A 19824-nucleotide genomic window follows, 5' to 3' on the forward strand; every position below is an offset into this window, starting at 1 on the left:
AGACGTGACCTGAAGGCCCACACCATGCAAGCGCCGAGTCCCTCCACCATCACATTGCTTGTGCTTCTTCCGTTGATCGCGTGGCGCGTTTACGCACGCTTTCGCCGCATGGTCGGGCGCCAGCGCTTGTCGAGGATCCGTCCCTGGGTCACTCTGGCCATCTTTCCCGTCCTGCTTGTGTTGCTTGGCTTCGCCGCGCATGAACACCTCGAGCGGCTTTGGTGGCTGGCTGGTGGCCTGGGCCTTGGCGCGTTGCTTGGCATCTTCGGGCTGGGCAAGACGCGCTTCGAACCAACACCCCAAGGCCTGTTCTACACGCCCAATGCTCACCTGGGCATCGCACTTTCACTGCTGTTCGTCGGGCGCATTGCTTACCGCCTGTTTGAGATATATACCGCAGAGCCGACGGTGCAGCACGGTATGGGCGACTTCGCACGCAGTTCGCTCACGCTCGCTGTCTTTGGGCTGCTTGCGGGTTACTACATCAGCTACGCCATCGGTCTGGTGCGGTGGCGATTTCGTGTTCTGCGGGCCAAGAAGGCGCGCGAGGCGCTGAGGGGAGAGGCGTAGCCTCCCATCGGCCAGGTTAATTTCGGCAAGCTTCGCACATCTCTACGCGTCGTTTATTCCAATGCTAGGAGTCAAAAATGGCGATATTTCATGGACGTAATCCGAAAAGAGCACTCTTAGCTGATACTTACAGTAAAACATTCAGGAGCGGGTATGGGGAGACATAGGATTTTGTGGACGGAACGGCTTTGAAAAAGCCGACCCCGCATCTTTTTGAACGCCAGCACCGACTCGCATACTTTCGAGATGATGAGCGTCGGCGGCGCAAAGATCGGAGACATGTACCGCCTCAGAACAAGTACGTTCGTCCAGGCTCTTTCATCATCGCTCCGGTGAAATTTGATGCTATTCGCTCGGCGGGTACAGAAGTTCTGAAATTTCTCCGCGCGATGGCGCACACAGTACTCGCAATGAAGCAGGCTGTGGTTTTGGACTTTCGTCGCACTGAGTCGTTCTTCCCTATCACTACCATTTACTTGTTTGCTGAGATCGATCGCGTGGTCTCTCTGTCTGACTTGGTAAAGCCAATTACGATTCTGGATCCTAGGTTGCGGCGACCTCGAGAAGTGTTGAAGCAGATCGGCATCCATGAGATCACGGGAGATACATGTGACATCATTCCGGAACGGGAAGATGTTGTTTATTGGAAAGCAACAAAAGGCCGCGACCAATCTGGAACTAATCTGGCGGTCCTCGAAGTTGTAGCGGAACGAGTTAATCGAGATCACGCAAAAAACGTCGAACTGAGCGGTGTTTGGCGTGGAGTTAGCGAAGCAGTTGGAAATTCTGTCGAACACGCCTATACGTTGCCCCGCGACGATGGATTCCAGGGGCTAAACGATACGAAGTGGTGGATGTTTACCCAGCTCAGATCGGGTACTTTTACTGTTGCAGTTTGTGACTTGGGGTGCGGTTATCGCAATACGATTGCCCAAACATTGCCGCAAAAATTCGTGGTTGAGCTAGCCGCAGCTTTGGCGGGTACAAATCGTGATGCTGTAGCTATACATACCGCCATGGAATACGGAAAGACCAGGACTGCAAAGACAGAGCGAGGGAAGGGATCTAGAGATGCGCTTTCTGTCCTACAAAAACATGGCCGCGGCGATCTTATGATCCTTAGCAACAGTGGGTGGGTTCAATACTCATCTTCGCGGGGAAAGCCCCTTGTAGAGTCTCGGGGAAGCCTCACTATAGATATAAGAGGTACGATAATTTGGTGGAAGTTGCCCATTGGAGATTGACATGGTTTATGTAAACATTGCGAAAGACTTCACTCGATTCCCTGCTGGGCGCTACAAAGTTAATGGTGACACCAGTGGCGAGGCATTTCGCGAGAAATTCTTGGAGCCTGCCTTGAAAGCAGGAGAGCACGTCACGGTAAATTTCGACGGTACGGTTGGCTACGGGTCTTCATTCTTAGAAGAGGCGTTTGGCGGCTTAGTCCGAAAACTGAAATTAACGTCGGAGTATGTTTTAGAACACCTCTCCTTAGAGTCCTCAGACTCGTCCATCAACGAGGAAGTGACAAGCTATATCAGTGAGGCCGCTCGCTCACTAGCTGCATGACGGCCTTTTTATCCTGGCTAGGACAAGCCGTTGTAGTGGGAATCGGGTGGTATGTAGTTGATCGGCTCTCTGCCAGACGCGACAGTGAGAAGGCCCGTCGCGAAGCTATCGTTGATTCAGTTGATGCGATCGCATTGTCCGCTACGGAGATACTCACTAATGCGCGTGAGTATCACTCGAAAGATAGGGTGATTGCACTTGAAACCAGAATCAAAATGGATTTGCAAGATCTGTCTATGAAGCTTGGAAGTCTTACAGATATCTATAAGGATGCTTCATCTATCGCTCATTGTCGCAGTCAGATATTGGCGCTACGAAAGGCAATAACGGGTCGACACTTCGAAGATGAGCATACTTCTCCGCTTGCAGACGGGGACATTCAACATGAAGAGATCGCGGCAGCAATGTTGGACTTGAAGCGGGGTCTATTGAAGATTCGTCATCGTCAGTTCGCGATCAATGACTGAAGGCCACTAATCCGAATTTGGCAGAGTTGACGCTCTAGACGCTAGTCTTCATTTTTGGATGCCGTAGCCCGCAGCTTATCCTTCTTGCTAGGCCGTTTCCCCTTGACCCCACCGGTCCCAGCAGGGTCCGCCGGATTCACCACCGCCACCTCTACCGGCTCAAACCCCGCCACCTGCTCACGCGCCACCTTGATACCCAGGCGCTTTTCGATCAGCTTGAAATGGGCTTCGGTCGCCGCACTCACAAAACTCACGGCGACCCCCGATTCACCGGCGCGCCCGGTGCGGCCTATGCGGTGGGTGTAGTCGGTCACTGAACGCGGCAGGTCGTAGTTCACCACCACGGGCATCTGCGCAATGTCGATGCCGCGGGCGGCGACATCTGTGGCCACCACCACTTGCACGGCCTTGATCTTGAAGTCTTGCAGCACTTGGGTGCGTTTGCCCTGGCTGAGTTCGCCGTGGAAGGGTTCGGCTTCGATGTCTACTTTTCGCAGCTTGTCGGCCACGATTTCGGCGGCGTGTTTGGTGGCGACGAAGACCAGCACGCGTTCCCATTTTTCGGTTTGCACCAAATGGCGCAGCAGCTGGGTGCGGCGGGGGGCGTCGACTTCGATGGCGCGTTGGGTGATGTCGGGTATGGCCTGTACAACGGCCTCCACCTCAATGCGCTGCGGGTTGCGCAGCAGGCTGGCTGCCAGCGCTTCAATGGCGGGCGGGAAGGTGGCTGAGAAAAATAATGTCTGGCGTTTGGCCGGCAGCAAGGCCAGGATGCGATTCAGCTCTTCGCCAAAGCCCAGGTCGAGCAGCCGGTCGGCTTCGTCGAGCACCAGCGTGCCGGTGTTGCCCAGTGTCAAGGCGTTGTGATCAATCAGGTCAAGCAGGCGGCCCGGCGTGGCGACCACGATGTCGGCGCCGCCGCGCAGGTTCATCATCTGCGGGTTGATCGACACGCCGCCAAACACAATCGCGACTTTGATTCGCTTCGGAAGGTATTTGGCAAAGCTGACAATCGCTTCGCCGACCTGGGCGGCGAGTTCGCGTGTGGGTACAAGAATGAGCGCGCGCACGGGCCGGTGCTGGCCAGCAGCGGAGGCTTGCGAATTGATCAGCTGCTGCAGCAGCGGCAGCGAAAAAGCCGCCGTCTTGCCCGAGCCCGTCTGGGCCGAGCCGAGTACATCGCGCCCTTCAAGAATGGCCGGAATGGCGGCGGACTGGATGGGGGTGGGCGCGGTGTAGCCTTTTTCCTCCAGGGCGCGCAGCAGCAGCGGCAAAAGCGAAGGTGTAAAACCAAGGGAGCTAAAGGGCATGGAGAGGGTGTAGAGGAGGGGGAAGAAGAGGCGAGGAGCGCGCGGAGGGCGCGTGCGGTGGGGCGGTGCGCTGCCGTCTGAAGCCCCAAGTTTAAGCCTCGGGCCTGCAGCTATTTTGCCTGTATAGCTAGATACCCTTTACTCCGGCACTTTGGAAGCGTGACTTCGAGCTTCTTGCAAAAGCTCCTCCCAAACAGGGCTGTAGTCATTCATTTGCTGAGAGAGCTTGTAAACCCGCTGCTCAATCTCAGTGAGCAATTGCAGGGATTGACGTTTGTAGTCCTCAAACATCCTCATTCCTTGATATGCGCCAATTCCTAATAGAACGTACAAGGTTATCCAGCGACTCTCTGATTCGCCGCTATTGAGCGACCATGAGACTGCAAGCAGGCCGATGATGCCTATAGCCCCCCACTTGAAGAAATTTTTCATGCTGTCTCCTTTGATAGCTTAAGCAATCATCCTGGCTTCGTTAGATTGGTCAAGTTCTTTCTTCTGCGGGTTGCTGCGCAGGCGCCAGAAACAGCAGCGCGCAGGCCGATGCGCCCAGCGCGCACAACACGCAGCCCAGCACAACCCAGCGAAACGCGGCCACCAGCACTTCGGGTGAAGCGGCCTGCAGCGGCCCGCCCAGGCTGGCGGCAAACACCACGCCCAGCACGGCCACCGCCAGCAGGCCGGCCACGCGCGCCACGGCGTTGTTGATGCCGGAGGCAATGCCTGCGTGGGTAGAAGGCACGGCGTTCATTACCGTGGTGGTAAGCGGCGCCACGGCAATCGTCATGCCCAGGCCCAGCATCACCATGGCCGGAAAGAAACCGGCCCAGTAAGACCAGCCCACGCCGGGCAGGGCCAGCAGGGCAAAGCCCGCAGCCGCCACCGCCGGGCCGGCCATCAGCATGCGCCGCGCGCCGAAGCGCTCCGTGAATTTGGCGGTAGCCGGTGACAAAAAGCCCAGCAGCAGCGACAGCGGCAGCAGCGTGGCGCCCGCGGCGGTGGCGGAATATTTAAAGGCGCCGATCAGCACAAAGGGCAAAAAGAACAACGCACCGCTGAGCGCAAAGTACAGCAGCAGGGTCAACAAATTGGTGCCGACAAAGTCGCGCGACTTGAAAAGGCCCAGCGGCATCATGGGTGCACGTGTGCGTGCCTGCGCGTAGACAAACGCCACCAGCAGAACCACGCCCGCCGCAAACGGGCCCAGCACGCTGATGGCCTGCCAGCCGCGCTCGGGCGCCAGCGTGAGGCCGTAGGTCAGCGCGCCCAGGCCGCCGGCCACCAGCAGCACGCCCAGCCAGTCGAGCTGCTGTGGTGCCTCGGGGTCGTGGCTGTCGGGCACGGCGTACAGCGCCAGCCACACGGTGGCCACCGCCATGGGCACGTTCAAAAAGAAGATGGACCGCCACGACACGGCGTCGACCAGCCAGCCGCCCAGCACCGGCCCTGCCGCGCCGGTAATCGCGGCCCACGCGGCCCAGGTGCCAATCGCCTTGCCGCGCGCTTCGCCCTCAAACACATTGCCGATGATGGCCAGGCTGGCCGGCACCAGCAGCGCCGCGCCCACACCCTGGATGGCGCGCGCGGCAATCAGTGCCAGCGGCCCGGGTGCAAAGCCGCAGGCCACCGAGGCGGCCGTAAAAATGGCGATGCCCAGAATGAATATCTTGCGGCGGCCAAACCTGTCGCCCAGTGATCCGCCCACCAGCACCAGCGAGCCCAGCGCCAGCAGGTAGGCGTTGATGACCCACTGCATGGCAGCCAGCCCGCCGGCCGAATCACCTGCCAGGTCGCGCTGGATGGCGGGCAGGGCGATGTTGACGACCGAGCCGTCGATAAACGCCATCGAAGAGCCCAGCACCGTGGCCGCCAGCGCCAGCTTGGGGTGCGCCGTCTTGCCGCAGTCGCCGCCCTGGGCGCGGATGATGCCTTCGTCACAAGGGGCGTGCGGGTTGGCGGGCATGGGGTCTCCTGCGGTAACTGGTTGGGAGGTGATTCTTTGATTTGACAAATTGTCTGACAATAGATAATATTTCCAGATGACGACACACCTCGCGCAGCCACCCATGCCCCATCCTGCCAGTTCCCTGCCGTCAAAGGCAAGCAGGCCGGCTGATGCCCAACTCCTGCTGCTGGACAAACACGCGGTCGAATCCCTGCTGCTGCCCGCCGATGTCCTTGCGGCCACGCGCGAAGCCTTTGTGCTCCACAGCCAGGGGGAGGGCCGCGTGTTCTCCCTGGTGCGTGAAAGGCTGGCCACCGGCGGCGTGTTCGGCATCAAGTCGGGCGACGTGGGTGCGCAGTCTCTGCTGGGCTTCAAGGCAGCCGGTTTCTGGCCTGGCAACCTCGCGCGGGGCGCCGACGCCCACCAGGCCACCATCATGCTGCTCGACCCCGCCACAGGCCGGCCGACCTGCCTGATTGACGGCAACGCCGTCACCACCGAGCGCACCGGCGCCGCGGGTGGCCTGGGCCTGGAACTGGCGCGGCAGGACAGCCGCACGGTGTGCGTCTTCGGCACCGGCGTGCAGGCGCAGGCGCAACTGCGCTATGCCCTTCGCCAGTTGCCCGGGCTGCGCCAGGTGTTTTACGCCACGGCCAGTGGCCTGCCCAAGGCGGCGTTTGAAGCGATGTTTGCGGGTGGCCCGTGCGCCATCTCGCACGCGGCAGACGTGAATGCCGCCGTGGCCCAAAGCGATGTGGTGATCGCGGCCACCACCGGCAAGGGCCCGTTGTTCGAGCTGGCTGCTCTCCGGCCCGGCACCCACATCAATGCCGTGGGCAGCGACACCAAAGGCAAACGCGAGCTGCCCGAAGGCCTGCTTGCCAAAGCGCGCGTGTTTGTGGACGACGCCGCCCAGTCGCGCAGCATCGGCGAGCTGCAATGGGCGCCCGACACCGCCTGCACTGAAATCGGCGATGTGCTGTCGGGCAAGGCCACCTTTGTGCGCGGCGCCGGCGACATTACCTTCTTCGACATGACCGGCATCGCCCTGCAGGACCTCACGGTCGCCCGCCTGCTGGAGCAGCGCGCGCGCCTTGCCGGCAAGGGCCAAAGCATTGCCTGGCCCTGGTGAGTTTGACGCCCATATCGTTCTGGAGATTCCCTTGACCGCCACACAACCCAACCCCCTGGCCACACTCGACACGCCCGCCGCGTTGATTGACCTGCCGCGCATGCAGCGCAACATCGCGCGCATGCAGCAACGCATGAACGCGCTGGGCGTTCGCTTCCGGCCGCACGTCAAAACCAGCAAATGCACACCCGTCGCGCGTGCGCAGGTGGCCGCGGGTGCGCAGGGCATTACCGTGTCCACACTCAAGGAAGCCGCGCAATTCCATGCCGACGGTTTCACCGACATCCTCTACGCGGTCGGCATGGTCGCCACCAAGCTGCCGCAGGCGCTGGCCCTGCGGCGCCAGGGCTGTGATCTGAAAATCATCACCGACAGCGTGGCGTCGGCCGCCGCCATTGCGGCCTTTGGCCGTGAACACGGTGAAAAGTTTGAAGTCTGGATAGAAATCGACAGCGACGGCCATCGCTCCGGCATCAAGCCCGGCGAGGCTGCCTTGCTGGACGTTGCCCGCACGCTGCACGAAGGCGGCATGCAGCTGGGCGGCGTGATGACACACGCCGGTTCGAGCTATGACCTCAACACCCCCGAAGCGCTGGTGGCGATGGCCGAGCAGGAGCGCGCCGCCTGTGTGGAAGCTGCCGAACGCGTGCGCGCCGCGGGCTTTCCGTGCGCTGTTGTCAGCGTGGGCTCCACGCCGACGGCGCTGTCAGCTGCGCAGCTCCAAGGCGTCACGGAAGTGCGCGCCGGTGTGTATGTGTTTTTTGACCTGGTGATGCACAACATCGGCGTGTGCGGGGCAGACGACATCGCGCTCAGCGTGCTGACCACGGTGATCGGGCACCAGCCCGAAAAAGGCTGGGCGATTGTGGACGCGGGCTGGATGGCCATGAGCCGCGACCGCGGCACGCAAAAGCAGCAGCATGACTTTGGCTACGGCCAGGTGTGCCGCACGGATGGCACGGTATTGCCGGGGTATGTCCTCAGCGGTGCCAACCAGGAGCACGGCATCCTGTCGCATGAAGGCGCGCCCGACACCGACATTGCCGCGCGCTTTCCCATCGGCACACAGCTGCGCATCTTGCCCAACCACGCCTGCGCTACTGGCGCGCAGTATCCGGAATATCACGCGCTGGCGGAAGACGGTGCGCTGGCGACCTGGAGCCGATTGCACGGCTGGTGATCTCTGGCTTCCATGTGGCCGGATGCTATTAAAAGCATAGCTGCTCGCGCAATCATCTATTGGGCTTCAGGCCTTTTTTTCTTGAGAATTCCTTGAGCTGACTCACTTGCACATGCTGTAGCCGCCGGTCTCCAGGTGGAAGTGGTCCTTATGCGCGGCGTTGTAGTCGGGGCCCAGCACACCCTTGAAGTATTTGCAGGCCCCTTTGTGGGCGTCGCGCAGCAGCAGCGCCTCGGGCCCGGGCGGCGCAGCGTCGTCTTCGTCGGGCCAGTGTTTCAGCACCGTGACGCGCTTGCCGCTGGCCAGTGTGAAGGCAGAAATGTCCAGCGCATTGGCGGTGGCATGGCGGCTGCGGGCACGGGCCGGTGCATTGGGCGGCGCGCCTTCGCCGCCGCCGTTGATGTTGCGGCAGGCATAGCTGCCCAGGTGGTCAATGCCCGCCACGCGCTGGCCAAAATGCAGCTGCGCGGCTGGCTGCAGCGCATTTCTTTCCCACATGAAGAACGACAGCGCCATGGGGCAACTGAGCGGCAGGGCCGCGCCTATGCGCACCGGCGCCGCGCGCAGCCGCACCGCATTGCTGAACCCGCAGCCGTCGCCCGTGCTGCGGTCGGGCAATTCGTCGTACTGCATGCCGGTGCTTGCCAGCGCGGCCAGGCAACGAGCAGGGTCGTTGCGGGCACGTGACAGTTTGTAAAAGGTCAGCATGTTGGGCGGCGCCGTCACTTCCAGTGGCGCCCACGGGTTGATGTGCGTGGGAATCTGCAGGGCGCCGTTGTAAACCCCGTACGCCGCCGTGAGCAGGCCGCTCCATGCGGCCAGCCATACCCAGCGGCCCCAGCGCAGCCGCCTGGCAGGCACTGCGTCGGGCGGAAGGCCGGAGTCTGGGGGAAGGGGCATGGCGTTCGTTGATAAGCGGGGGTGCAGCCATGAGCGTACAGGCCTGCTAGCCCAAGATGGCCGGATTTGTTCTCTTGCGCCGAAATCCCGACTGCTGCAGGAGGATTCGACATGCAATTCGTCGTTTAATGGCATCGTCTGACTGATGCCAAAGCCCGCGCGCACAAGCCGCGGGCAACAGGCTTAACGGAGTAATTTGATGGCCGACAACGCAACCCACACCCCAGCCCAATCCCCGCTGGCTGCCGACACCAGCCGGCACCACCAGATGTTTCCGGTGCTCAGCGCCGCTGAAATTGCACGCATCCAGCGCTTCGGCAAGGTGTTGCAGTTCAAGAAAGGCGAGAGGCTGTTTGCCGCCGGCGAGCCCGGCCCCGGCATGTTTGTGCTGCTCAAGGGTTCGGTCACCATCACCCAGCGCGACGGCCTGGGCCATGTGGTGCCCATCGTCAACCAGGGGCCGGGCCAGTTTCTGGCCGAGGTTGGCCAGCTGTCTGGCCAGAACGCGCTGGTGGATGGCCATGCCGAAGAAGATGTCGAAACCCTGCTGGTGCCGCCCGGCCAGTTGCGCGCGCTCATCATTGCCGAAGCCGACCTGGGCGAACGGCTGGTGCGCGCGCTGATTTTGCGGCGCGTGGCCTTGATAGAAGCCGGCGCCAGTGGCCCGGTGCTGATCGGCCAGCCCAACTCGGCCGGTGTGGTGCGCCTGCAAAGCTTTTTGAACCGCAACGGCGAGCCCAACCATGTGGTGGATATCGCCCAGGACGCAGGCGCCGCCGCACTGATGGAGCAATACGGTGTGGCCGCGGGTGATGTGCTGGCGGTGTGCCCGGATGGTTCGGTGCTGGTGAACCCCGACGAGAACCAGCTCGCGCGCTGTATCGGCATGGTCGACACGGAAGAACACGACGAGCTGTTTGACGTGATCGTGGTCGGTGCCGGGCCCGCCGGGCTGGCCACGGCGGTGTACGCCGCATCGGAAGGCCTGCATGTGCTGGTGCTCGACTGCCGCGCCTACGGCGGGCAGGCCGGCGCCAGCGCGCGCATTGAGAACTACCTGGGTTTCCCTACCGGCATTTCGGGCCAGGCGCTGGCTGGCCGTGCGTATGTGCAGGCACAAAAGTTTGGTGTGGAAATGCTGATCCCCGCGCAGGCCCAGTCGCTGGACTGCGCCCACAAGGCCATCAAGGGCGAGTTGCAGGTGAAGCTGACTGACGGCCGCAAGCTGCGCGCCAAGACCGTGGTGGTGGCGAGCGGTGCCCGCTACCGCCGGCCCGAAGTCCCGCGCCTGGAAGAATTTGAAGGCCGCGGTGTCTGGTATTGGGCTTCTGCGCTGGAAGCAAAAATGTGCAGCCAGACCGACGTGGTGCTGGTGGGCGGCGGCAATTCGGCCGGCCAGGCGGCGGTGTTTTTGTCGCAGCATGCGGCCAAGGTCAACATGCTGGTGCGCGGCCCCAGCCTGGCCGCCAGCATGTCGCGCTACCTCATAGACCGCATTGAAGCCGCACCCAACATCGAACTGCTGCCGCACACCGAGGTGGTGAAGCTGCACGGCGATGATGATGGCGACGGCAATGGCGGCACAGGCCTTTCCGGTGTGACATGGCGAAACCGCAAGAGCGGCACCGAACACGCGGCGGATGTGCGCAACGTGTTCCTGTTTGTCGGCGCCGATCCCGAAACCAGCTGGCTGACAAGTTGCGGCGCAGCCATTGATGCACACGGTTTTGTCCGCACCGGGGAGGCCGTGACCTGCAAGCACTCCGACTACAAACCCGCTCCGCTGGAAACGAACATTCCGGGCCTTTTTGCCATTGGCGATGTGCGCAGCGGCTCCGTCAAGCGCGTGGGCGGCGCGATAGGCGAGGGCGCTGCGGTAGTGGCCATGATCCACCAGCACCTGGCAGCGATGGAGCGCACGGCGGTTGCTGCCTGACTGGAGTTTTGTATGCGTATCAAACCTTGTACCCACGTTCCTGCGGAGATTCACTCACCCAATGCAAGAGGTTGCGAAGAATGCCTGAAGATGGGCGACACCTGGATGCATTTGAGAATGTGCGTGCACTGCGGCCATATCGGCTGCTGCGATGACTCCAGGAACCAACATGCCAGCAAACACCATGCGGCGACCGGGCATGCGGTGATCCAGTCGTTTGAACCGGGGGAAAACTGGATGTGGTGCTATGAACACCAACTGCAAGTGGGCTAGGAGCCGTTCACAAAACCTTCCTGGCGTTGTTGCGTCGCCTTGCCGTGCCGGTGCACTGTCTGCGGCGTCGCGCCTAGCCAGGACCGCTTCGCTGGGCTTTGTGAACGGCTCTTAGACGGAAGGCGGGGGTGCCGCCTTGGTAGTCTTGGTGAACTCCGTCGTGGCCACCATCACCGGACTGGATTTCGGGCTGCGCTGCCAGTGTTCGTCGGCCGCTTTTTCCACCGCGTCCTTGTCGTAGACGCCTTTTGAAAGGTCGGCCCAGACGTGCACGTAGGTCCGGCACCAGGCGTCGTGTGCCTCATTGACCTTTTCTTCGGAAAGCTCCGGGGTGGGGCCTGGAGCTGGCTCGGATTCTGTGACCATGCAGCCATCCTAGCGGCCTACGGCCGGCGAGTCCACTGCCGACGAGCGGCCCTAACTGCCTATTTTTTGACGATTTTCTCAGTGACAGGAAGCTGGGTGTCGGCGTCTTCAATCCATACCGAAGAGGACTCTTTCTTGAGCTCACCTTTCACCACGTACTTTCCATTGGGCTGCGGCGTGAAATCCACCACGCCTTCAACCGAAAAGAAGGTTCCCGCCATCTGGCTCGCGATGGCTTGTATGGGTGCTGCCGTGGTGTGGCTGGCGCGCAGGGAGACTTTCATTGGTTTTGCCGGAACTTGCCTTTCGACGATTGACGTGGTCAATGCGAAGCCCCGTCCGTGGCTGGCGCTGGCGCTTGCCCCGAAGCTGTTTGCAATGCGGTTGCCATCCACGCCATCAAGCACGAAAAGCTGCGCCTTGCTGCCGTCTTCTGCAAAGCCGCTGTCAGCGACGGTTGCGACGGGGCCGGTATAGCCTTCCGGGACAGGCTTGTAATTAGCGCATCCGGAAAGTACGACAAGGAGAAGGGCAGGTGCGATGAGTTTAAGTTTCATGCTATGAATTTTAATGGTGCGCGGACTACGCTTGATTCTAGTTGCCGTGATTCGCGTCGCGGTGCAAACGGAGCGGATTAAAAGCCGCTCGTTGTTTGCCTTGGAAAAATACCTATTTCACACAACCTATGGTTTGAAGCGCAGCCCTGACATCCGCCGGCCCCCGCACATGGACCGCCTGCAGCCCGGCGGCCCTTGCGCCTTCGACGTTGTCGGGATGGTCGTCAAAGAACAGGATGGCGTTCAGGGGGACGCCCATCGCGTCAGCGACGTATTCAAAGGCCCGGCGCTCGGGCTTGCGATAACCTATTTCAGACGACACAAAAATTCGCTCGAATGACTGCGCCAGGCGGGGGTAGAGCGCTGTCCACGCCACCTGGTGCGCGGCGTTCGTGTTGGAAAAAACGTAGCACGGAAGATGGGCGCGGGCTTCCTGCACCAGGCTGAAAGTCTCGGTGATTTCGCCGCCGAAAATGGCGTTCCATCCTTCTGCGATGCGCACCGGATCATCCTGCAACTCCAGGTTCGCGGCCAGGTGCGCGAAGTATTGCGCTGCCGTGATTTCACCGCGTTCATGCTGCTGATAAGGCAGATCGGCGCTGAAGGTGGCTTTCAGTTCTTCAAGGGACAACCGGGAAATAGGCTGCCAGTACTCAAGCACGCGGTTGAAATCGACATCGATCAGCACGCCGCCGAGATCAAACAGCAGGGCCTGGATTTTGTGTGTAGTCATGGGATGGATGAGTTGTATTTTTGGTATGCGCTACGCTTCAATCGCCGGCTGACCACTGGGGGTTCCATACCGCCTCCCACAGATGCCGATCTGGATCCTGGAAATAGCCAGCGTAGCCGCCCCAGGCGGTGTCATGTGCTTCCTGGGTGATCACGGCGCCCGCTTTTTTGGCCTGCGCCATGACGGCATCAACTTCTGCTTTCGAAGAGACGTTATGGCCCAGTGTGAATTCGGTTGCGCTGGCATTCTCCAGCGGAACACCCGAATCATGGGAAATACTTTTGCGCGGCCAGAGGGCAAGCTTCAGGCCCGCCTGCAAGTCGAAGAATGCCACGGCGCCATGTTCAAACTCGGCTCCCACAATGCCTTCGGTCTGAAGGCCAAGGCCATCGCGGTAGAAGCGAAGCGATCTTTCCAGATCATCAACGCCGACAGTGATGACCGTAATCCGTGGCTTCATGGGAACTCCTTATATTGGGTTGATGTGTCTCAAACATGCGCCCCTGATATCAAGGCTTGCCAGGCGTATGAAGTCTATTCCTGGCGATAAATACTGTCTCCGTGCGGTGCTGCCATGAACTCAGGCAGTTGCTCAGCCCGGGCAGAGAATTCACACAGGGCCGGGTAGTCGGCGGCGTTTACCACCTCTGGAATCATGGCTTGCGTGAAGTGCCAGGTAATGCCCACGGTCACACCGTCCTGACCCATGGTGCCGCTGGTCGCAGCCAGCGGTTTGCGCTGAAGTTCGGATTCCAGTTCACCATAGGCCGCCAGCAACTGGCCCGTCACGCGTGATACCCAGGGCTGGTGCAACTTTTCAGCGGGGCGCAGGTTGCGTTCATAGATGATTTGCACGCTTTTTTCACAGGCGGCCATGGCCAGGCCGATCACGCGCAGCGCCTGCTGGCGTTCGGCAATGGCCGCCGGCATCAGGCTCCTGGGTGGTGCCTGCTGGGCGGCCAGCGCCTCGGCGTAGTCAATGATCAGGGTGGAGTCCATCAGCACCGTGCCGTCGTCACACACAAGGGAGGGCGCTTTGACAACCGGGTTGATTTGCCGGAATTTCTCGAAGGTGCTGAACACCGAGATCGACTGGTGTTCAAAGCGCAGGCCGAGGAGTTGCAGGGAAATGGCTACGCGGCGAACGTAGGGCGAGTCGAGCATTCCGATAAGTTGCATGGGGGCTCCGGCAGAACTGGTGGTAATGGGAGCCGCTATGTTAAAGCCATGGAGCCGGCGTCGCTGATGCGTCAAAAATCGCAGCTACCGCAGTCCAGGTCAATGCAGTCGGTCGGACTGCAAGAGTCGCCGCATGAATTCTCGTCCTTCTTTTTTTTCGGGTCTTGTTCCGGGGCTGCCGCTGCGGCGATCGCAGCGGCCAGCAGGACTGCATAGGCATTGCGGCACCGTTGCAGTTGGCGGGGCAGCGCGCGAAACAAGGCAATCACGCCATACCGCAGCACGATCTTGCGGGCAAACTCGGAGCACGAGGAATGCCCCGTATGTGCGCGATGGGCGCAGCAATAGCCTTTGTGGGGCGAGACATACCGCTGGTAACCACTGATGGAACCGGCTGCGATGTAGCGAAGCATGACGTCCTCCCGGGGCGGCATTGTCGTGGACCATGCCAAACTTTTTTTGTATGAGCGGCCCATCTCAGGGAGACAGGTTGCGAGCCGATTCTATGAAATGCGGATCCTGCGCGCAATGCGCCGTGAAGGTGTGGGCGAGGCTCTTGAATTTTTCAACCTGCCAGGCGAACTCCCCTTCAAAAGCCGATGGGTCAGTGACTGCATAGCCGCCATAACCATAGACAGCCGCATATGCCGCGTAGCCTGCAGCTTCCAGGGCACGGCCGGCAAGGGCATTGGCCACGGCATAGGTGGCCGAAACCGCTGCGTGGGCCGAGCCATCAATGGAGTTGGAGCCCCTGTGGCTATTGGCAACCGCTGCAATTTCTTGTGCCGCCTGCGCCAGGGCGGGGCGGTCTGATTTTCCTTCGACGAAAGACCGAAGGACCGCCAGGCAACGGATGGCTTCCGGGTTTTCGAGCAGGTGTTCTGCGCGTTGTGCGCAGGCCAGCCCAAAGGCAAGGCGAAGCGGTTCATGCTGCGGTTCGCTAACGTTGATCGCAGCTGCCAGACGTGAAAGTTCCTCGTTCATGAAACATCTCCCGGGAGAAGCTATCGTAGCGCCTCCCGCAGGCCTGGCGGTGAAAGGCTATGGAAAGTCGCAGCCGGTGGCCGACAACGCCACTGAAGAAGGGCGTGCGCGTAAACGCCGGGTGGACGTGGTGATCACACTCAAGGGCAAGCAGCCCGGGTCGCGTGGTTATGGCGACCTGGTTGCGGCCGCTTGCTGGACTGGGGGCCCGAACTTGCGCGGCAGCAACCATGCGGCCAGGTACCGCTGGCGTTTCGCAATTTCCAGCACGAGCAGCGGCAACGCGATGCCCGCAGCCAGGCTTGCCGCCCCAACCAGGTAGTCGTTGTGGCTGAAGCGGGAAAGCAGCAGGAAGGCCCGCCCCTGCGCGACGGGATGAAACACCAGGATGAGCAGGCTGCCGGAGCCTATGTAGGTCAATGGGCGCTGCAGCCGCGGATACCGCGCCAGCAGTGCAGAGATGCAAAGCACCATATAAATGCCCAGCGCGGCCTGCAGTGTCGCAATGAGCGGCTCGCCGTAGATGCGCAGGTTCAGGTCCATGGTCTCGTTGAAGTGGTAGTGCAGCGCCGCAAAGGCAATGGCCGCGGCAAGCAGCCTGATGGCGTTGAATTTCACGGCCATGACCTGTTCGCGCAGCAGAAACCCGAACAGCAGGCAGGCTGAGCTGATGAGGGTCAAATCGAGGCTCCAGGGCAGCCCTGGCAAGCGGGCGAGGCCCATGAAATGCAGGCTGGCCGTGTCGATTTGCCAGAAGCTCCCAATCCAGCGGATGCCCGCGGCCAGCAGCATCGAGGCGGCCAGAAAAACCCAGCGTGCGCGGTGTTCAACGGCCCTGGTGGCGCGCAGGATGGCCATGGCCACCACCGACGCGACAAAGAGGTGCGGCAAAAACCAGAGCGGCGCCCACGCAATGGTGGGTGCGGTGGCATACAACACGCCGAAAAAATAATCAGAGGCGCTTGTGTCGGCGGTGGGAACCATGTCGGAATCAAGCGCCATCAGGATGCCCACCAGCCCCAGCACCACAAAGTAGGGCTTGAGAAGCGCATCGGCCCGTGACAGCGCAAACTTGCGCAAGGAATCGGAATCTTTCAGGAACAGGCCGGAGAGGAAAAAGAACAGCGGCAGGTGAAACGCGTAAATCACCCGGAAAAGCTCGCCCTTGTTTTCCAGTACCAGGCTGTTGTGCCCGAGCACCACCAGGATGATTCCGATGCCCCTGGCGATGTCGACGGTGGCGTTGCGGTGTGTGTGTGTCATGGTGTGGATCAATCAGGAAATGACGGGCTCAGACCAGGCGCCTGATCGACTTCTTCTTCCAGACCAGCCGGTAATAAGCCGTTTGCAGACCCAGCATGGCGATGAAGGTGACCGGGTAGGCCACCCAGATGCCGTTGATGCCGATGCGGTGGCTCATGAGCCAGGCGACGGGCACCTCCACCAGCGCGATGCAGGAGATGGCGATTCCCGTGGGCACCAGCACCGACCCGCTGGCGCGCATGATGCCCGAGAGCACCGAGGCCATGCCGAAGATGACGCTGCTCCACAGCATGATGTGCAGCAGCGTCTGCGCCACCTCAATCACCGGTTCGCTGGTGATGAAAAAGCCCATCAGGTGGCGCGAGAACAAGTACCCCAGCAGCACGAGTGAGCCGGTCAGCGCCAGGTTCATCAGCAAACCGGTGCGCACGATGGTGCCCAGTTTGTCGGTGCGGCCCGCGCCGATCGCCTGCGCACCCAGGATCGAAGCGGTGATGGCAATCGAAATCGCCGGGAACTGCACATACGCCACTACCTGGTTGACGGCGCCGTAGGCCGCTGTGGCGTTGGAGCCATAACTGTTGACCAGCGAGAGCAGGGCGACTTCAGCCAGCGCAATGACGATCATCTGTACACCGGTGGGCACGCCGATCTTGAGCACGGTCTTGAGGATGCTGCCGTTGATGCGCATGTGGCGTACAAATTCCGCATCAGGTGCCAAGGGACTGTGGATGCGCCGCAGCCTGAAGGCCAGCCAGGCCGTGGCCGTCACCATCGACAGCACCGAAGCCACCGCACCGCTGGCCACCCCCAGCTGCGGCAGGCCGAACCATCCGCGGATCAGCGCCGGTGTGACGGCGAGGCCCACCAGGGTCGAGATGCCCAGCGTGTAGAGCGGATTGACCGTATCGCCCACGCCGCGCAGCATGGCGGTGGCCAGCAGGTAGACGAAGAGGCCGGGCCCTGCAATCATCATGATGCGGGCATAGAGCGTGGCGTCCGGCAGGATGTCGGCCGGTGTGCCCAGTGCCCTGAGCAAGGGCCCGGTAAAGATACCGCCGAACAGCGCGACGAGCAAACCAAAAATCAGGCCGACGCTGAGGGTGGTGCCCGCAATCGCCTTGACCTTGCCGGTGTCGCGCGCTCCCCAAGCCTGGCCGATCAGCACGGAGGCGCCAGCGCCCAGGCCGATGGTGAAGGCAATGAAGAAAAACAGGATGGGGAAGAAACTGGACACCGCCGCCAGTGCGCCGACGCCGATCATCTGGCCGACATACACGTTGTTCAGCGTGCCCGACAGCGACTGCAGGATGTTGCTGAGCAGCATGGGGCCGAGGAAAGCGGCAAAGGTCTTCCACATCGGCACACCGTCGTTCAATGCGGGCCGGGTGTGCGAAGCGGGTTTCGCCGCCGCGGGCTGTGTTGCCAGCGGCGGGACCGGATCTGCTACGGAAATCGGTGGCGCCGCGATTTCGCCCGCCGCGCGCACGTCGCCCTCACGCACTTCGGTTTCAAGCCGGTGATCAAGGGCGGAAAGATCCGGCGGCTTCATGCGGCGCTCCAACTGGCTGCGGCCAGTGCCGCCAGGTAGGTTCGCACGTCGTCAGGCCAGGGCTCGACCAGGCTGGCAAAACGCAACCGGTCGCCGGCAAACAGGGCGCGGGTGGCTTCTTCGAAGCCGGGCAGGTCGCCTGCGATTTCCGCCATGAAGCGGTAAGCGGCTTCGCGGGAGGCCCGTACCGCGTCGCGTGCCTCGTTGGCCTTGCTCGCCTCTTCCACCAGCTTGCGCAGCGCAACCGAAGCACCGCCGGATTGGCGGCTCAGCCATTCCCAGTGCCGCGGCAGCAAGGTGACTTCACGCGCAACCACCCCCAGCCGGGGGCGCCCCACAGGACGCGTTACCGGTGCTTCGTGTTCGGCGGCGGGAAGGTCGGGCGGCGTGTCGTCGGGCGCATCCACGGCGTCGGGCCGCAGGTCAAGGTCCAGGCGTTCCCCGTTGGCATCGTTGAATATGCGAAGCAGGATGTCGGCCGGCTGGGGCGTAGCGCGCAACTGCGCGAGCAGCTCGCGGCGAGGGCCCGAGGCAATGCGCTGGAAACCGGCGAAGGCCGTCAGGGTGCGGGGCGTGGCGATCATGGTAGAGGTCATAAAGTCATTTACGGTTAATTTTGTCCGGGTCAAATGAGGAATTTATATCATCCGGGTATAAATGATCAAGTTTTGGCTGAAAAATGCGTAAATGCCTGTAAATCGGGTTCTATAGCTAATTAATGATCTAACTAGTCTATTTAATATTCTTTTGAGTTTGGGGAAAGCTCGGCTAAATTCGCGTCCTGTTCAAAAAAGAGCCTCACACGTTTTCACAAGAACCGTGAGGGGCGACAAGGTTTAGCGAATTTTCATGATCGAGCTCAAAGGTATTTTTCAAACCTACAAGGGCCCTAGCGGCCCGGTCGAAGCATTGCGGGGCGTCGACCTTCACATCAACCAGGGCGAGGTCTACGGCATCATCGGCCGCAGCGGTGCGGGCAAAAGCTCGCTGGTGCGCGTGGTCAACCTGCTGAACCGGCCGACGGCCGGCCAGGTGCTGGTTGGCGGCCGGGAACTGACTTCGCTGAACGGCGAAGCACTGCGTGTAGCCCGGCGCGACATCGGCATCATCTTTCAGCACTTCAACTTGCTGTCGTCGCGCACCGTGTACGGCAACGTGGCCTTACCGCTGGAGATTGCGGGTTTGTCGGCAGCGGACATCAAGGCGCGAGTTGAACCGCTGCTGGACCTCGTCGGCCTGAGCGCCCTGGCGGACCGCTACCCGGCACAGATCAGCGGTGGGCAAAAGCAGCGTGTGGGCATTGCGCGCGCGCTGGCCAACCGGCCCAAGGTGTTGCTGTCGGATGAAGCTACTTCGGCGCTGGACCCCGAAACCACGCGCTCCATCCTCGGCCTGCTGCGCCAGATCAACAAGGAATTCGGCCTCACCATCGTGTTGATCACGCACCAGATGCAGGTGATCAAACAGGTGGCCGACCGCGTGGCGGTGATTGACGCCGGCCGCATTGTCGAAAGCGGCCCGGTGATTGATGTCTTCACGCGCCCCCAACACGAAACCACACGCAGCCTCATTGCCGAGATCGTGCCGCAGGATTTGCCCGACAGCGTACTGGCGCGCATACGCACGCTGATGAGTGCCGAGCACCCCGAAGAAGGGCAGCTTTTGCGGCTGGCGTTTGCGGGAGACGAGTCGGATCGTCCGCTGTTGTCAGACGTGATCCGCCGCTTCGGCATTGACTTGTCCATCGTGCACGGTCAGGTTGATGAAATCCAGGGCAAGCCCTTCGGTTCGCTGGCAGTGTTTGCGCGCGGTGCGGCTGAGCAGCTCAACGCCACGGTGGCGCATTTGCGCGGCGCTGGGGTGCATGTAGACCAGGTCGGCGGTGAGCTGGCCGTGGGCGGGAGGGTTTAA

General features: G+C 61.3%; 23 protein-coding genes. 9 read left to right on the top strand and 14 right to left on the bottom strand.

Features of this window, described 5'->3' with window-relative positions; all coding sequences use genetic code 11:
• Positions 1-24 precede the first annotated feature (24 nt).
• The 4 genes from AC1DY9_RS18535 (at position 25) to AC1DY9_RS18550 (ending at position 2606) form a co-directional block, all read left to right on the top strand.
• Positions 25-570 (top strand): CcdC protein domain-containing protein, encoded by a 546-nt coding sequence (locus AC1DY9_RS18535; RefSeq protein WP_477667282.1) that lies wholly within the window; start codon positions 25-27, stop codon positions 568-570.
• 188 nt (positions 571-758) lie between these two features.
• Positions 759-1814: a hypothetical protein gene (locus AC1DY9_RS18540; RefSeq protein ID WP_477667283.1), complete on the top strand. Its 1056-nt coding sequence runs from the start codon at positions 759-761 to the stop codon at positions 1812-1814.
• A 1-nt stretch (position 1815) separates the two neighbouring features.
• On the top strand, positions 1816-2139 hold the full coding sequence (locus tag AC1DY9_RS18545) for an STAS-like domain-containing protein (protein ID WP_477667284.1): 324 nt from the start codon (positions 1816-1818) through the stop codon (positions 2137-2139).
• Positions 2136-2606 carry a hypothetical protein gene (locus AC1DY9_RS18550; RefSeq protein ID WP_477667285.1) on the top strand — a complete coding sequence of 157 codons (471 nt, stop codon included), beginning with the start codon at positions 2136-2138 and terminating at the stop codon, positions 2604-2606. The genes AC1DY9_RS18545 and AC1DY9_RS18550 overlap by 4 nt, the downstream gene beginning before the upstream one ends.
• A gap of 41 nt (positions 2607-2647) precedes the next feature.
• Here the strand turns inward: AC1DY9_RS18550 and AC1DY9_RS18555 are convergent, their stop codons facing one another.
• From AC1DY9_RS18555 to AC1DY9_RS18565, 3 genes are all read right to left on the bottom strand, one after another.
• Entirely contained in the window at positions 2648-3916 is a 1269-nt protein-coding gene (locus tag AC1DY9_RS18555) for a DEAD/DEAH box helicase (protein WP_477667286.1), read from the bottom strand.
• 138 nt (positions 3917-4054) lie between these two features.
• Positions 4055-4348 carry a hypothetical protein gene (locus AC1DY9_RS18560; protein WP_477667287.1) on the bottom strand — a complete coding sequence of 98 codons (294 nt, stop codon included), beginning with the start codon at positions 4346-4348 and terminating at the stop codon, positions 4055-4057.
• Between the two features lie 49 nt (positions 4349-4397).
• The gene (locus AC1DY9_RS18565) at positions 4398-5876 is read right to left on the bottom strand and encodes an MFS transporter (RefSeq protein ID WP_477667288.1); all 1479 of its coding nucleotides are present in this window, start codon (positions 5874-5876) and stop codon (positions 4398-4400) included.
• A gap of 103 nt (positions 5877-5979) precedes the next feature.
• Here AC1DY9_RS18565 and AC1DY9_RS18570 point away from each other — a divergent pair, with 103 nt between their 5' ends.
• Both AC1DY9_RS18570 and AC1DY9_RS18575 read left to right on the top strand, forming a co-directional pair.
• The gene (locus tag AC1DY9_RS18570) at positions 5980-6990 is read left to right on the top strand and encodes an ornithine cyclodeaminase family protein (protein WP_477667354.1); all 1011 of its coding nucleotides are present in this window, start codon (positions 5980-5982) and stop codon (positions 6988-6990) included.
• 31 nt (positions 6991-7021) lie between these two features.
• On the top strand, positions 7022-8170 hold the full coding sequence (locus AC1DY9_RS18575) for a DSD1 family PLP-dependent enzyme (RefSeq protein ID WP_477667289.1): 1149 nt from the start codon (positions 7022-7024) through the stop codon (positions 8168-8170).
• A gap of 102 nt (positions 8171-8272) precedes the next feature.
• Here the strand turns inward: AC1DY9_RS18575 and AC1DY9_RS18580 are convergent, their stop codons facing one another.
• Complete coding sequence (locus AC1DY9_RS18580; protein WP_477667290.1) at positions 8273-9070, bottom strand: extensin-like domain-containing protein; 798 nt, start codon at positions 9068-9070, stop codon at positions 8273-8275.
• A 199-nt stretch (positions 9071-9269) separates the two neighbouring features.
• On the opposite strand from AC1DY9_RS18580, the gene AC1DY9_RS18585 reads away from it, so the two are divergent.
• Positions 9270-11006: an FAD-dependent oxidoreductase gene (locus tag AC1DY9_RS18585; protein ID WP_477667291.1), complete on the top strand. Its 1737-nt coding sequence runs from the start codon at positions 9270-9272 to the stop codon at positions 11004-11006.
• Positions 11007-11018: 12 nt separating this feature from the next.
• Positions 11019-11279, top strand: a complete 261-nt coding sequence (locus AC1DY9_RS18590; RefSeq protein ID WP_477667292.1) for a UBP-type zinc finger domain-containing protein — start codon at positions 11019-11021, stop codon at positions 11277-11279.
• 111 nt (positions 11280-11390) lie between these two features.
• Here the strand turns inward: AC1DY9_RS18590 and AC1DY9_RS18595 are convergent, their stop codons facing one another.
• The 10 genes from AC1DY9_RS18595 to AC1DY9_RS18640 all read right to left on the bottom strand — a co-directional run bounded on the left by AC1DY9_RS18595 (position 11391) and on the right by AC1DY9_RS18640 (position 18509).
• Positions 11391-11645: a hypothetical protein gene (locus tag AC1DY9_RS18595; RefSeq protein WP_477667293.1), complete on the bottom strand. Its 255-nt coding sequence runs from the start codon at positions 11643-11645 to the stop codon at positions 11391-11393.
• A 59-nt stretch (positions 11646-11704) separates the two neighbouring features.
• On the bottom strand, positions 11705-12202 hold the full coding sequence (locus AC1DY9_RS18600; protein ID WP_477667294.1) for a hypothetical protein: 498 nt from the start codon (positions 12200-12202) through the stop codon (positions 11705-11707).
• Between the two features lie 112 nt (positions 12203-12314).
• Positions 12315-12935: an HAD family hydrolase gene (locus AC1DY9_RS18605; RefSeq protein ID WP_457278557.1), complete on the bottom strand. Its 621-nt coding sequence runs from the start codon at positions 12933-12935 to the stop codon at positions 12315-12317.
• 37 nt (positions 12936-12972) lie between these two features.
• A complete protein-coding gene (locus AC1DY9_RS18610; protein ID WP_477667295.1) occupies positions 12973-13395 on the bottom strand; it encodes a VOC family protein in 423 nt (140 codons plus the stop codon).
• A gap of 74 nt (positions 13396-13469) precedes the next feature.
• Positions 13470-14114, bottom strand: coding sequence for a glutathione S-transferase (locus tag AC1DY9_RS18615; RefSeq protein ID WP_477667296.1), 645 nt, complete (start codon positions 14112-14114; stop codon positions 13470-13472).
• Between the two features lie 71 nt (positions 14115-14185).
• Positions 14186-14527, bottom strand: a complete 342-nt coding sequence (yidD, locus tag AC1DY9_RS18620; protein WP_457278554.1) for a membrane protein insertion efficiency factor YidD — start codon at positions 14525-14527, stop codon at positions 14186-14188.
• Positions 14528-14591: 64 nt separating this feature from the next.
• Positions 14592-15098, bottom strand: a complete 507-nt coding sequence (locus tag AC1DY9_RS18625) for a putative immunity protein (protein ID WP_457278553.1) — start codon at positions 15096-15098, stop codon at positions 14592-14594.
• A 168-nt stretch (positions 15099-15266) separates the two neighbouring features.
• Positions 15267-16361 (bottom strand): acyltransferase family protein, encoded by a 1095-nt coding sequence (locus AC1DY9_RS18630; RefSeq protein ID WP_477667297.1) that lies wholly within the window; start codon positions 16359-16361, stop codon positions 15267-15269.
• 28 nt (positions 16362-16389) lie between these two features.
• Complete coding sequence (locus tag AC1DY9_RS18635) at positions 16390-17721, bottom strand: MATE family efflux transporter (RefSeq protein WP_457279758.1); 1332 nt, start codon at positions 17719-17721, stop codon at positions 16390-16392.
• A gap of 188 nt (positions 17722-17909) precedes the next feature.
• A complete protein-coding gene (locus tag AC1DY9_RS18640) occupies positions 17910-18509 on the bottom strand; it encodes a DUF2239 family protein (RefSeq protein WP_477667298.1) in 600 nt (199 codons plus the stop codon).
• A 253-nt stretch (positions 18510-18762) separates the two neighbouring features.
• Between AC1DY9_RS18640 and AC1DY9_RS18645 the strand changes: the two genes are divergently transcribed.
• Positions 18763-19824, top strand: coding sequence for a methionine ABC transporter ATP-binding protein (locus AC1DY9_RS18645; protein ID WP_477667299.1), 1062 nt, complete (start codon positions 18763-18765; stop codon positions 19822-19824).

The sequence above is a fragment of the Polaromonas sp. P1_F6 genome (assembly GCF_056405695.1).